This is a genomic window from Pseudomonadota bacterium (assembly GCA_026388275.1).
GTDB lineage: Bacteria > Desulfobacterota > Syntrophorhabdia > Syntrophorhabdales > Syntrophorhabdaceae > JAPLKB01.
In genome coordinates this window covers 1-13,688 of the sequence record JAPLKB010000008.1, presented here as the reverse complement: position 1 = coordinate 13,688, position 13,688 = coordinate 1, and the positions used below count along the sequence as shown (strand labels likewise).

13 protein-coding genes are annotated in these 13,688 nt (G+C 40.0%); 4 read left to right on the top strand and 9 right to left on the bottom strand.

The window, feature by feature from the left end; all coding sequences use genetic code 11:
• Positions 1 to 183 precede the first annotated feature (183 nt).
• From menA to proC, 9 genes are all read right to left on the bottom strand, one after another.
• Positions 184 to 1,068: a 1,4-dihydroxy-2-naphthoate octaprenyltransferase gene (gene menA, locus NT010_01190; GenBank protein MCX5804669.1), complete on the bottom strand. Its 885-nt coding sequence runs from the start codon at positions 1,066 to 1,068 to the stop codon at positions 184 to 186.
• On the bottom strand, positions 1,065 to 1,829 hold the full coding sequence (ubiE, locus tag NT010_01185) for a bifunctional demethylmenaquinone methyltransferase/2-methoxy-6-polyprenyl-1,4-benzoquinol methylase UbiE (protein ID MCX5804668.1): 765 nt from the start codon (positions 1,827 to 1,829) through the stop codon (positions 1,065 to 1,067). Before ubiE ends, menA begins: the two co-directional genes overlap by 4 nt.
• Positions 1,814 to 2,560, bottom strand: coding sequence for an ABC transporter permease (locus NT010_01180; GenBank protein MCX5804667.1), 747 nt, complete (start codon positions 2,558 to 2,560; stop codon positions 1,814 to 1,816). Before NT010_01180 ends, ubiE begins: the two co-directional genes overlap by 16 nt.
• A complete protein-coding gene (locus NT010_01175; protein MCX5804666.1) occupies positions 2,557 to 3,315 on the bottom strand; it encodes an ATP-binding cassette domain-containing protein in 759 nt (252 codons plus the stop codon). The genes NT010_01180 and NT010_01175 overlap by 4 nt, the downstream gene beginning before the upstream one ends.
• Entirely contained in the window at positions 3,299 to 4,261 is a 963-nt protein-coding gene (locus tag NT010_01170) for a MetQ/NlpA family ABC transporter substrate-binding protein (protein ID MCX5804665.1), read from the bottom strand. The genes NT010_01175 and NT010_01170 overlap by 17 nt, the downstream gene beginning before the upstream one ends.
• Positions 4,262 to 4,359: 98 nt before the next feature.
• Positions 4,360 to 5,892, bottom strand: coding sequence for a murein biosynthesis integral membrane protein MurJ (gene murJ / locus NT010_01165; protein ID MCX5804664.1), 1,533 nt, complete (start codon positions 5,890 to 5,892; stop codon positions 4,360 to 4,362).
• On the bottom strand, positions 5,873 to 6,748 hold the full coding sequence (locus NT010_01160) for a sigma-70 family RNA polymerase sigma factor (GenBank protein MCX5804663.1): 876 nt from the start codon (positions 6,746 to 6,748) through the stop codon (positions 5,873 to 5,875). The genes murJ and NT010_01160 overlap by 20 nt, the downstream gene beginning before the upstream one ends.
• Positions 6,736 to 7,389: a protein-L-isoaspartate(D-aspartate) O-methyltransferase gene (locus tag NT010_01155; GenBank protein ID MCX5804662.1), complete on the bottom strand. Its 654-nt coding sequence runs from the start codon at positions 7,387 to 7,389 to the stop codon at positions 6,736 to 6,738. The genes NT010_01160 and NT010_01155 overlap by 13 nt, the downstream gene beginning before the upstream one ends.
• Positions 7,386 to 8,186, bottom strand: coding sequence for a pyrroline-5-carboxylate reductase (proC, locus tag NT010_01150; GenBank protein MCX5804661.1), 801 nt, complete (start codon positions 8,184 to 8,186; stop codon positions 7,386 to 7,388). The genes NT010_01155 and proC overlap by 4 nt, the downstream gene beginning before the upstream one ends.
• Positions 8,187 to 8,411: 225 nt before the next feature.
• Here proC and NT010_01145 point away from each other — a divergent pair, with 225 nt between their 5' ends.
• From NT010_01145 to NT010_01130, 4 genes are all read left to right on the top strand, one after another.
• Positions 8,412 to 9,200: a methyltransferase domain-containing protein gene (locus NT010_01145; GenBank protein MCX5804660.1), complete on the top strand. Its 789-nt coding sequence runs from the start codon at positions 8,412 to 8,414 to the stop codon at positions 9,198 to 9,200.
• An 816-nt stretch (positions 9,201 to 10,016) separates the two neighbouring features.
• On the top strand, positions 10,017 to 10,889 hold the full coding sequence (locus NT010_01140) for a glycine--tRNA ligase subunit alpha (protein MCX5804659.1): 873 nt from the start codon (positions 10,017 to 10,019) through the stop codon (positions 10,887 to 10,889).
• Positions 10,890 to 10,959: 70 nt separating this feature from the next.
• Positions 10,960 to 13,032, top strand: coding sequence for a glycine--tRNA ligase subunit beta (gene glyS / locus NT010_01135; GenBank protein MCX5804658.1), 2,073 nt, complete (start codon positions 10,960 to 10,962; stop codon positions 13,030 to 13,032).
• A gap of 440 nt (positions 13,033 to 13,472) precedes the next feature.
• Positions 13,473 to 13,688: hypothetical protein (locus tag NT010_01130; protein MCX5804657.1), on the top strand; the 216-nt coding region annotated here is incomplete at its 3' end.

Below are 13,688 nucleotides of genomic sequence, written 5' to 3'. Positions count from 1 at the left end.
TGTTATACATGGTCTGCAGCAGAGCTGGAAAGAAGATGTTTTTGTTCCGGCAAGGAGATTAAACCGTTGTCAATCTTAATGGAAAATTAAGGGATTGTCCAGAGATATACAACATATATGCCGCACAAGCAGGACTACAGATTGATGCTTACAGGGCGGAAAAGAACCTTTTCCGGACGGAAGCTATTTAAACAAGCCGGAAATTATGGCAATACTGTTGAGGCCATAGAGTATCCTCACATATCTGCCATATTGGTCAAGGAGTACCCAATCTTCCGTATTCTTTACTGTCTGGATCATTTTTACGAACACAGGGATGCTTATAAGGAATATCAGGGCATACCATGAGAGCATCTTTGTAAGCATTAAGATTATGATGGCCAGATAAATCAAAATCCAGAAAACAATAAGGCCGATAAATGCACCTTTTTTGCCAAGTCTCACGGCAAGAGTATATTTGCCTGCATCAAGGTCGGTTTTCATATCCGGGAGACTCTGATAATAAAGGATCGAGGCAACCATCAGCCCGACAGGCAAGGACAGATAAAATGGCACCCAGTCAAAGCGGTTCGCAATAACCCAATAAGTCCCTACTACAATAACAGGTCCCATGTTTATCCCGACAAAAAATTCACCTAACCCGTAGTATCCATAACGGATCGGGGGTGCTACATAAAAGAAACTGCTGAAAGCGGAAAAGACAATCAAAGGAAAGATCACAAAAAGATCAAAACTGAACATGATAATAAAGGCGATCAGGAAAGCTATACAGTATAAAAAGATAATCGCCTTCAATAATAAGTCAGGCGAAATCTTACCTTCCTGTATAACACGTGAGCCGCCGATTGATTCACCTGAATCAGTGCCCTCGATATAATCGAAATAGTCATTCGCAAGATTGGTAACGAGATGGACAATAAACGATCCTAAGATAACCAGTAGAAACCTGCCCAGATGCAGGCCGTAAGCCTTTGCAGATATCCATCCGATAAAAAGCGGAGCAAGGGTGGCAATGAAAAAAGGCGGACGACTTGCCTGAATCCAGGCTTTCAGTTTTTCGCTGCTCATGTTATGCCATTCCCAGGTTTGATTCCTGTATAAAGATAGGTGATGCCGAATGTAAGTTTATATTTTTTAACCTGTGTCAGTCCTGCTTCTCTCATTAAATTTGCAAACATTTCCGGAGAAGGAAAATTCATAATCGAGTCAGCAAGATACAGGTATGCAGCCGGATTAAAAGACAACAAACCTGCTATGCCCGGTAATATACGATTTAAGTATAAATGATATAGCCTTTTAAACAAACGGTTATGGATATAAGTCATTTCGAGAACCATTACCTGTCCGCCTGGTATTATTACACGCATCATCTCTACCAGAGCCGCTGTTCTATCGGGAATATTCCGAATGCCAAAGGCAATGGCTGCAACATCAAAGGTGTTGTCTTTAAAGGGAAGGCTGAGGGCATCTGCATTGGCCAGATCGATATTCTGTCCGAGACTTTTTTGAAGAACTTTTTTCTGGCCTACATCGAGCATGGCCTGGACAAAATCTACACCTGTTGCATGTATATCATGAAATTTCTTTACAGCCATAATGGCAAGGTCGGCAGTGCCACAGGCTACATCCAGAAAACGGTAAGTGCGAAGATATCGCATTTTATTTACCGTAAAGCGCCGCCAGGCAACATCACGCCTCATGCTGAGAAAATGGTTTAAAAAATCATATCGCTTTGTTATGGTGGAAAAGATCTCCTTAACCATACCGGTATGTTCAGCCCCTGTAACTTTGGATACTAAGGGATATTGTTTATTCAGACGTTTTTCCATCTGCACACCTTTCTTTCAAGAAGATCGAATATCTCATAGATTACAATACCGATACAGGAGAGTGCAATGATGCCGACAAACATCATTGTATAATCCGCCCTCCCCCAGGCGTCTATTATGTAATATCCAAGCCCCATATTTGTCCCTATAGACTCGACAAAAAAGAGCACGGCAATCGATGTGCCCGTGACTATGCGCAACGAAGTGAATATGCCGGGGAGACTGATCGGCCATACTACATGACGATAAAAATCCCATTGCCGGCCGCCAAGCGACCGTAGTGAGTAAATTACCTCCTTATCTATTGAACGGGCAGCATCACGGGTTGTTATGAGAAGCTGAAAAAAGATAATCATGGTAATGAGAACTATTTTAGCTGTATCTCCCAGTCCGAATATGACGAAGATAATGGGCATAAGGACGATCTTAGGCACCGGATATCCAAGATATATCAACGGCGAAAACAATCGGTCGAGCTTATCGTTACTTCCGAGAAGAAGTCCCAGAGGGGTTGCAGTGAAAAAGGCAATACAAAGTCCTGTAATAATGCGAAAAGCACTTGCTAGCACATGCTCCCAGAAGCTGCGTTCCCCAATTTCACGAAAACCTTGAATGAATACTGATATCGGGTCAGGAAGTATTGCGCTACCGAAGATTAAAGAAAGGATATACCAGACTGCATAAACAAGTATTATCGTTATACCATATGTAATTACCTGTTGTTTTTTCATGCAATTTTCTCAAGTATTGTACGTAATTCAAGACATAGTTCAAAAAATGCGGGTTTGTTCCGGTATTCAAGGCTTCCCATTTCCGGATTCTCGATTACGGTCCTTATGCCGGTACCCTGATTATCGAGTACCATAATTTTACGCCCGAGGAATACTGCCTCCTCAATATTGTGAGTTACTATGACAAAACTGAACTTTCTCTCGGTAAATATTGTAAGAAGCCTGTTTTGCAGCCGTTCACGGGTAATCGTATCAATTGCGGCAAAGGGCTCATCAAGAAGTAAGAGTGACGGCCGAAGGAGAATTGCCCTTGCAAGGGCAACACGCTGTCGCTGCCCTCCGCTTAACTGACCAGGGTAGAGATGGTCGATATCTTCGATTCCTAACTCTTGTTTTACGGCAACCAGCTCTTCATCAATAATTTTTATCTTTTGCAGGTGAGCTCCCAGCATGATGTTGGCTGCTACAGTTTTCCAGGGCAATAGTCCGTAATGTTGCAATACGAGGGCTATCTTTCTGTTAGGTGAATTTACCGGACTGCCGTCCATCCATACGCTGCCTTCGGTTGGAGGGAGAAGTCCTGCTGTAATCAGCAAAAGTGTTGTTTTACCGCATCCGGAAGGACCTACAACAGAAAAAGAGTCGCTCTTTGAAAGGCTAAGGTTGATGCCCTGTAATACAGTTTTTGACTCATCAGCATTAATAAATGTTTTTTTTATATTATCGAGTCTTAATAGGTCATGGGAGATAGCCATCACCCACCATTTGTTTGAATGTCATCTCAGTTTTTATAATCTTTTTTCCTCTCAACCACTGATATACATCCATGACTTGATTATAATCGGGCATAGTAAGTTTTCGGAATTCAGGGATGGGAAATGTTTTTTGAAGAGAATCCGGAACCCTGCATTCACGGTTCATGATCGAGCGGACTTCATCGCGATGCTTGTTTGTATATTGTGAGGCTTTTTCGACTGCTGCCAGAAACTTCTTTACAACATCAGGATGATCTGCGAGGAAATTTTCGTTAAATACAAGCACAGTAGCAGATGCATCGGCCCCTGCATCATCAATCAAAACCTTGCAGCCTTTTTGCTCGGCAAGGGTCACAAGAGGCTCAGGAAGCATTGCCGCCGGTATCTGGCCTGAGAGCAGCATTTGCAGTCGGATTGGTATGCTTTTTATTTCTATCTGTTTTACGTTGTCTGTCTGATTAGATTTTGATTTTAAGAGCTTTGTCATAAGGTAATCCAAAATGGTGTTGGAACTCACTGCAATCCCCTCTCGTGCGATCTCGGAAATTGATTTATTCGAGTGCTTTGGAGAGGCAATAATTGCAAACATACGCTGCGTTTTTGATGTGTTAAATATTGTGGCGATCATTTTTGCAGGCGTCTTGTTGGCATTCAATACCATAGGGGTCATTATATCGCCAAAATACCCGGAGATCTGTCCTGCAGAAAGTGCCACATCTTTTTCCATGGCTGAATTGAATCTGACAAGGTTTACGTTCAACCCTTGCTCTTTAAAAAAGTCCTTTTCTGCTGCAACAAAAATCGGCAGTGCCTGCAGCACGGGCAATGTCCCGAAACTTATGACAGGCGAAAGTTTACTGTCTTTGCTTTCTCCAGCATTAAGCAAGGAGCTTATCAAAGTGAAAATTGATACAAAAACAATAATGAATATGGCAATCTTTTTCATTTATACACCCTTCAATTCATTCAAACCGGCAATGCCCTGGCATTTCTTGTAACGTAGTATAAAAAAGAATGTACTTGTTGTCAAATCTCTATGCCCTGTTATATTTTTCTGCGAATAAGCATCCGGTAGTAATCTCTGAAAAAAACGTAATAAATGATGATAGTCAGGATAATACTCAAAGATAATGTCAGGTATGTCCTGTCGTGCCATATGGATCTCACCGCAAAAATAGAAAATAGCAGTACAATGCCGGACAGCAGGGATTTTGTTATCTCCCGTATAGTGCTTTTTGCCATTCTGTATTTAATTTTCTTCTTTAAACATATATATAGCACTGAAAAATTGTAAAGCGAGACAATGGATGTGGCAAGAGAAATACCGAGATTATTAAATTTTTTCATCAATAGTGCAGCGAGCATTGCATTTATAACAATAGATGTAATGCCTATGACTGCGGGCGTTTTCATGTCGTGCAAGGCATTAAATACCCTTACAAGGGAAAGAGAAAGTGCATAAAAAAGAATCCCTGTTCCGTAACCGAAAAGCGCTCTGTTTGTCATGAGTGTTTCCCTTGAAGTAAAAGCACCGCGTTCATAAAGTATTTTTATAATTGAATCCCCTGTGGAACATAGCAGTATTGTCGAGGGAATCAGGGTTATGCATAAGAGAATGAAGGAACCGTCAATGTTAGAGTAAATACCTTTCAAGTCTTTTTCATGATAAAGTTTTGCAATCTTCGAAAACATTACCGTATAAACAGGAACGGCAAAAAGGCTAAAGGGGAGGATGAAGACTCTAAAGGCATAAGCGAGGGAAGCCACTTCTCCGTGTGGAAGGTAAGAACCGATGATTCTGCCTACAAAACTGTTAATAGGAACGATTGATGTGGCAATAAGTGCACCCGCAAAAAGTCTCCTTGCATCTCTAACAGACTGGTGGTTCAGGGAAAGCACCATGCTATATCTTATATTGAATTTTTTTAAATATGGAAATTGTACAATAATTTGAAAGATAGAACCAATGGTAACTCCTATGGCGAGGCTGTATATGCCGAATTTTTTACTTAAAAACAATGCGGCAAGTATAAAAACGATATTCCATAATATTCCCGACATCTCAGGGGCTGCAAAATGTTCCTTTGCATTGAGAAATGCTTTGATAACAGACAGAATTGCGTGAAGGGCAATAACGGGTATCATAATTATAAAGAGGGTTTTAGTAATCCTTTTAGATTCAGGGCTGAATCCCGGTGCTATTAACTGGACGATTTCGTTACTGAAAATAAAGAATATTGTTGATAGAAAAAGTGTGATAATGATAGTGAGATTTATAAATGTTGCATATATATCAGAGTATTCTTTATCGTTTTTTAAATATTTTGTGCATACGGGTATAAGGAAAGCGCTTGTTGCACCTGAAAAGAAAAGGGTTTGAATTAATTCAGGAAAGTTAAAAGCTACAACAAATGCGTCAACAGCAAGCGTTGCACCGAAAAGATATGCCTGGATTGACTCTCTTACATAACCGATAGGCCTGCTTATTAATGTGATTATGGTAATTATTGAACCTTTTTTTATTATATCGGTTACAGAATTATCGGAAGCGCCCTGGTCAGATATTTTCGCTTTCAATATTTTTTCTCTTAGCGGCTTTGCGTAGTTTATTTAAGGATTTTTGTTCTATCTGTCTTATTCTTTCTCTTGTAACCCCGAAGATCTTGCCAATTGATTCGAGGGTCTGCGGCTCCTCTCCGTCAAGGCCGTACCTTAATACAATTACTTTTTTTTCATCAATGTTTAATCCATCAACCCATGAAGCAACCTCTTCGACTCTTTTTACATGTTCAAGCGCTGACAAAGGTTCTTCATATAAAGTATTCGGTAAAACGTCTTCGAGTGTTAGCTTACCATCTTCATCTATGATGGTTTCCAATGAGAACGTTTTTATTATCATGGAGAACAGATTTTTTACAAAATCAATGGAAAGCCCTGTTTCCCGAGCTATATATTCAGGTGGCGGTTCTTTTCCCTCCTTGTCCGTATAATCATTTACTATCCTTGATATTCTATAAATTCTTGAGGAAATATGTATCGGCAGGCGAATGGTTCTTGAAAAATTTGCTATTGCCCGTTCAATTGACTGTTTTATCCACCATGTTGCATATGTTGAAAATCTGCATTTTCTTAACAAATCAAATTTTTCTACAGCCCTAATAAGGCCGATGTTTCCTTCTTCTATCAAATCAAGGCTTGATAATCCCTGGTTTATATATTTTCTCGCTATCTTTACAACAAGTCTTAGATTGGCCTCTATAAGCCTTTTCCTTGCTTCCGGGTCTCCTTTCATCATCTGTTCTGCATATGCTATTTCTTCTGCTGCCGACATGACCGGAAGCTTCCTCAGCTCTTTCATATAGAGCTTCTCAACCTGAAATTCTTCGTATTCCGGGAGTTTCGCCGGTGGTTTATCTTCTGTTAACTTTTCCAACCCTGATTACCTATAAGTTTCACAAATCTGCATCCTCCATAACTTTCCTTATTGTATTCGCCCTTGTCATCTTTTGTATAAACTAGTAAATCCTGTACAAATTCCTCGCCTACCGGGATAACAAGCTTAGAGCCGGTTTTTAATTGTTCAAGAAGTGTTGAAGGTGGATAAGGTGCTGCCGCAGTGACAATAATCCCATCATAAGGGCTGTGTTCTCTCCACCCAAGTGTACCATCGTCTATCGTTATTACTATGTTTGTGTATTTCAACTCATCAAGTAGTTTCCTTGCCCTTTTTGCCAATGCCGGTATTCTTTCGATTGAAAATACCTGGTCAACAAGTTCGGCAAGTACGGCTGTCTGATAGCCTGATCCGGTTCCTATTTCAAGAATCTTCTCATTGCCTTTTAATTGAAGCAATTCTGTCATCAGGGCTACAATATAGGGCTGGGAAATTGTCTGCTTTTCTCCTATAGGGGCTGGATAATCTTCATATGCCTGAGACCTCAACGCTTCATCAAGGAAAAGGTGTCTCGGAACCTTTTTCATAGCATCTATGATCCTGATATCCTTTATTCCCCTCGATATTATTTGCGATTCAACCATCTGCTGTCTTTTACTGGCATATTCATTCAATATCATAGAGAAAGCTCTTTTGCCCTTTTTGCCGATATTTCTACTGCTTTTATAATATTTCCCTTAAAAGCGCTTTCTTCCAGAATCGCCAGTCCGGCAATGGTAGTGCCGGCAGGAGATGTGATCATCTCTTTCATCAAGGTAGGATGAACATCTTCCTCTTCCAGCATCTTTAATGTGCCCCTAACAACCTGGCTGCATATAGCTTTTGATTTATCCCTCGCAATGCCTATTTTTACACCCGCATCAATCATAGATTCAAGAAAAAGCAGGAAAAAAGCAGGTCCGCTCCCGCCAAGGGCGGTCACAGCATCCATAAGCTCTTCCCCTACCTCTATTATCCTGCCCATTGGCAAAATGAGAGCTTTAACTGCATCAATTTCTTCCTTATTTACATAAGACCCTGGCGCAATACCAATCGCACCCTCTCCCACTTTTACACAGATATTAGGCATAATCCTGATTGCTTTTATTGGTTTACCTACGGTCGATAATATGTTTGATAAGGTAATACCGGCCATGATGGATATGATAATTTTTTTATCATCAAGAAGAGAGGTAATGCTATTTAATAGTTTGTCAGCATCCTGTGGTTTTATTGACAAAATTATATATCTGACTTTTTTTATCAGCTCTTCGGCGCTTCCCGTGAATTTTAATTTATATTTCTCCTCTATAAACCTTCTTCTTTCCGGTTTTATCTCAAAACAAAGTATTGAATCTTTTTTAGCGCCGCTTTTTAAAAGATTTTTTGCAATAGCTTCCCCCATGTTGCCGAGCCCTACTATTCCAACTTTATCCATATTGCCTCCCTCTCCCTTGCTTCATCTAAAATGTTTATATCTATAATGTTTATAACAAATGGGCAGGATATTTTAAAGTTAAATTTGCCCAAAGGCGTACATATGCAACTGCTTCAAATGCTTTTTGATGTAAATTCATTTACAAGTCACACGGTTTATTATAGATTAACAAAAAAACGGTTGCCTTTAATAAAGTTAATACTTATAACCGGAAATTGGGTGGATATGAGAGTAATTGCTGAAAACGATTTAATTTTGATCATATACAAAGATAAAAGATACCTGAAAAGAGTGCAAATTGATAAATCATTTCATGGAAAAGGAGGCATAATAAATTTTAATGAGTTGACAGGTATGCCTTTCGGTATACGATACGGTCAGTATGAAATTTACGAGCCTTCAATGGAAGATTTTGTAATGTATGGTCTAAAAAGAGAGACCCAGATAGTTTTCCCTAAAGATGCATCTTTTATATGCTTCAGACTGGGGTTGATGCATGGCTCAAGAATATTGGAGATTGGTACCGGCAGCGGGGCTTTGACATTCATATTTTCCTGTGTTGTAGGACCCGGGGGCTCTGTTGTCTCATTTGAAAAAGAAGAGAGACATCATAAAAATGCAAAGAAAAACATTGAACATTTTACCAAATGGGACAATACAAAACTTTACTGCAGTGATGTAATGGAATATGAAGACGGCGGTTTTGATGCAGTATTTATTGATGTCAGAGAACCATGGATGTGCTTTGACAAGGCAAGCAAGCTTTTAAAAAACAGCGGGTTGCTCGGCATGATTGTACCCACTGCAAATCAGATAACAGATGCATTAAAAGAGCTGGGCAACTGTTTTGGGGATATTGAAGTTTTGGAAATTATGCTGCGGAGATACAAAACTGTTGCCGAAAGAGTCAGACCCGTTGACAGGATGGTTGCTCATACCGGTTATCTTATCTTTGCAAGAAAAATAGATGTTGTTGAAATTGCAAGTTATGAAAAAAAGCCGTTTAATGAATAGGATAAAAAAATTACTTTATATATGAAACGTATGAGGTTTAGATTTCTTGTTAAAAAGACCGTGGACGGTCTGACCTTGCTTTAAAGTTTATCAAACTTTCCTGGCAATAAATTCAAACTTTCCTGACAGACAACCCGAGGAAATGATGTAATAAAAATATAAACAGGGAGTTATGTTGGAAACAATGTTAATTGTTGAAAATTATATGCTGTTTGTAAGTCCTTGACCGGCTGAAATATAGGTCCCTGCATATTCTTATTACCGCAGCAGGAAGTTGAAAATGGGCAGTTTCTGTTGCAAAAAAAGATTTACCTGATATAATTAGCATTGATATTTGACGGACTGAAACCCATGAATGGAATCGAAGCAGTACGACAGGTCAAATCTTTTAGCCTTGGAGAAGGGGCTGCAAAACTTAAAATATTCTAAAATGAAGTGAACCGAAAAGTGTTGACTTTGCTGATGCAGATGCATAGGTATCAAAAGAATGGTGCAAACGGAGTTTCTTCCTGTACTGCTGATTTTGTTTCCGGTAAGTGGGAGTGACATGATATAAACAAAATACCCCTCCCCAGTATCAACCACCGCCCTCTACCCACTCCCCCCCGTAAAAAAGTAGAGGGCAAATTTGGGGAGGGGATCTTTTCAATCGAAAGATATCCCGGAGTAGTTCATTTATTTCTTTTTATATAATGGCGACATACTTGTCTGCAGGTTATACGGAAAGCTATAGCCTATGTTCATTTTTCAAACCCAAAGGTTAAATTTAATAGCAATGAATATATATTTTATGTTATAAACAAGCGGGAATTAAACGTGTATTTTCAAGAACTCATATTTGCATTACAGAAATTCTGGGCTGACAAGGGATGCATAGTCCAACAGCCGTATGATATGGAAGTAGGTGCCGGCACATTCCACCCGGCCACTTTCCTGAGATCGCTTGGCCCGGAGCCGTGGAATACTGCATATGTTCAGCCTTCGCGGAGGCCTACGGATGGCAGATACGGCGAGAATCCGAACAGGCTTCAGCATTATTACCAGTTCCAGGTAATCATGAAACCATCCCCTAAAGACATTCAGAACATGTATATAGACAGCCTGAGGAGCTTCGGCATAGATACATCAAACCATGATATTCGGTTTGTCGAAGATGACTGGGAATCGCCCACTCTTGGGGCATGGGGACTTGGATGGGAAGTTTGGCTTGACGGAATGGAGATTACACAGTTTACCTATTTTCAGCAGGTCGGCGGTATCAACCTTTCCCCTGTTACTGTTGAGATCACTTATGGTACGGAAAGAATAGCCATGTATCTCCAGGATATAGATAATGTGTTTGACATTAAGTGGAATAAGGACATCCTCTATGGTGATGTTTTCCTTGATCCGGAAAGAGAGTTCTCTATATTTAACTTCGAAGAATCCGATCCGGATATATTGAAAGGTTTTTTTGATAACTATGAACGGGAAGGAGAAAGAATTATCAAAGGTCGGGGGCTTATTTTTCCTGCCTACGATTTTTGTCTTAAATGCTCACATATATTCAACCTGCTCGACGCACGGGGCGCCATAAGCGTCACCGAGCGGGCAAACTATATAGGAAGAGTCAGAAACCTTGCCAAGATGTGTGCAGAACTTTATGTAAAGAAGAGAGAAGAAATGGGGTTTCCGCTTTTAAAAAAATAGTTTTATTGTTCAGGTTGGAATTAAGGCTTGTAACTTGTGAGCTGAATAATAATAAAAGAAGGTCATTGAATTGAAGACGCTATTGCTTGAAATTGGTACTGAAGAGATTCCTGCAAGGTTTATTGAACCTGCAAAGGAAGGTCTTTTTACGCTTTTGAAGGATGGCCTCAACGATTACCGAATTTCTTTCGGCGACATAAAGATTCAGGCAACCCCGAGAAGGATGGCAGCTTTTGTCTCGGATGTTTCTGAAAAACAGAACGAGAGTATTACCTTAAAATATGGCCCGCCCCTGAAAAGGGCCTTTGATGAATCAGGTGTCCCTACAAAGGCTGCACAAGGCTTTGCAAAGTCTCAGGGGGTCAGTGTTGAAGAATTAAAGAGAGCGATAAAAGATAATGTAGAGTTTATCGCAATTGAAAAAGTGGAAAAAGGGATGCCGGTAAAAGAGGTGCTTTCCGGACTGTTCGGCAATATAATCCCTCGTATTCCCTTTCAGAAGAAGATGCGTTGGGGTAACGAAAACTTCGATTTTGCACGGCCCATTCAATGGATACTCGCATTATTCGATGAAGAACCGATAGTATTTACCATTGCTGATGTAAAAAGCGGAAATTTCACATACGGCCACAGGTTCCTGTCATCCGGCAGGATTGAGATTGCCCGCCCTGCCGATTATTTGGAAAAACTGAAGGAAAATTTCATAGTTTTAAGTGAAGAAGAGAGAATGGGGACAATTCTTCAGGGAATAAAAAGGATCGAAGAAGAAACCAATGGTCATGCAATAGGAGACGATGACCTCATAAAAGAGATCATGTATATTACGGAATATCCGTACCCGCTTCGGGGTGAATTTGATGCAAAGTTCCTGGCTATTCCGAAAGAAGTGCTTATAAACGTGATGAAAAGCCATCAGCGGTATATTCCCATTATGGACGAACAGAGCAGGTTAATGCCCTATTTTATCTTTTTTGCAAATACAATACCCGTTGAGGACAAAAACGTTATCAGGGGTAATGAAAAGGTTTTGCGGGCGCGGCTTGCAGATGCGGGGTTCTTTTTTGAAGAGGACAGGAAAATACCTTTATACGGTCTTTATGACCGTCTTTCATCAATTGTCTTCCATGTAAAAATCGGGACATTAAAACAGAAAACAGACAGGGTAATAAATATATCGCACTCACTCTCTGTAATCCTCGGATTTGGAGATTTAGAAAAGGTAGATCGGGTAGCGAGGATGATGAAGGCAGATCTCATGACGCATATGGTAGGCGAATTTCCTGAACTCCAGGGAGTTATGGGCAGAATATACGCAAGTTATCAGGGTGAAGCAGACGATGTGGCCCGTGCCATAGAAGAGCATTACTTACCTTCAGGCGGCAACGGCAACTTGCCTGAGACACTCCTTGGCACAATTATCAGTGTTGCCGATAAGATTGATTCATTAACATCCTTCTTTTCCGTGAGCATAATGCCTACGGGCAATCTTGATCCCTTTGCCTTAAGAAGACAGTCCCTCGGCATTATAAAGATCTTAATCGATAAAAGGATACATATACCTCTCGAAGGACTTATAGAGACCGCTTATACATGTGGAGACGTTATCAATGGAAGAATATCGCTTCATGAAACAAGTACTTCACTTATTGATTTTATTGTGACGCGATTCAAATTTTCCATGATTGAAGAGGGCCGGAACCAGGAATTTGTTGAGAGTGTATTGCCATATGCGGCAAAAGATATTTATGACGGGTATGCAAGACTCATTACTCTTGAAACGCAGAAATCCATAGAAGATTTTAAAAAACTCATGGTAGGTTTTAAAAGGGCCTTTAATATTACAAAACTGATAACCGAAGACAACCCAATCGATCCTGCCCTCTTTAAAGAGGCTCAAGAGCAAATGCTATTTGATCTTTACGAATCGAAAAAAGGGACGTTTTTTGATCTTATGCGCGAGAAAAGCTACAATGAAGCGTTGTCCGTTCTTGTCAATTTCAAGGAAACAATAGACGGATATTTTGATAAGGTTTTTGTGATGGACAAAGACGATGCAATAAAAAACAACAGACTGGCACTGTTGAAGAAGATAAAAGATATGTTTTTGATGTTTGGTGATTTTTCAAAAATACATTTTGAGTGAGGGGTTGTTTTTGGAAAATATGTATTTTTTAGTGGGAACAAGGCTAAAGGCGGCAACGATACTACACGCGTAAACTGTAAAATGCACTATCTGGATTACAGGCATACATCTCCCAAGTGGCTTCTATCGATACAAATGGTATTGAATGAATCGGGGTTTTAGCATCACAATATCAGGTTATTCGAATCAGTAAATAGGATATTGCCTTATTTACATAAAAGCGATGTAATGTTATTATGGTTACCCAATGAATGGTAGTGGGTATCAAACGGTTTAATGCTGGCTCTGGCTCAAGAATAAAACAAGGAACAAGGAAAAAACGTGAATGAGATGACGAGAGGTCAAACGAAGCCATCTGAATTAATGAAAGTTGGTATGAGAAGGTGGCAGATATGTTTCAAGCCTGGCTGTGTTATAAAATTCATTTTAAGTGAGGGGATATTATGGAAAAGTATGTTTATTTTTTTGGTGGAAAGGAATCAGAAGGTGGAGATAACTTAAAAGACCTTTTAGGGGGAAAAGGCGCAGGACTTGCAGGGATGGTAAATCTCGGGATACCTGTTCCTCCTGGTTTTACTATAACCACAGAGGCATGTGTTTACTTTTACAAGCACGATGAGACATTCCCCGAAGGCCTGAAAGAACAAGTGGTTAAG

Excerpts from the sequence above, each read along its gene's own strand:
- menA (MCX5804669.1), bottom strand. The coding sequence starts at position 1,068 with ATGAGCAGCGAAAAACTGAAAGCCTGGATTCAGGCAAGTCGTCCGCCT.
- ubiE (MCX5804668.1), bottom strand. The coding sequence starts at position 1,829 with ATGGAAAAACGTCTGAATAAACAATATCCCTTAGTATCCAAAGTTACA.
- NT010_01180 (MCX5804667.1), bottom strand. The coding sequence starts at position 2,560 with ATGAAAAAACAACAGGTAATTACATATGGTATAACGATAATACTTGTT.
- NT010_01175 (MCX5804666.1), bottom strand. The coding sequence starts at position 3,315 with ATGGCTATCTCCCATGACCTATTAAGACTCGATAATATAAAAAAAACA.
- NT010_01170 (MCX5804665.1), bottom strand. The coding sequence starts at position 4,261 with ATGAAAAAGATTGCCATATTCATTATTGTTTTTGTATCAATTTTCACT.
- NT010_01155 (MCX5804662.1), bottom strand. The coding sequence starts at position 7,389 with ATGATATTGAATGAATATGCCAGTAAAAGACAGCAGATGGTTGAATCG.
- proC (MCX5804661.1), bottom strand. The coding sequence starts at position 8,186 with ATGGATAAAGTTGGAATAGTAGGGCTCGGCAACATGGGGGAAGCTATT.
- NT010_01145 (MCX5804660.1), top strand. The coding sequence starts at position 8,412 with ATGAGAGTAATTGCTGAAAACGATTTAATTTTGATCATATACAAAGAT.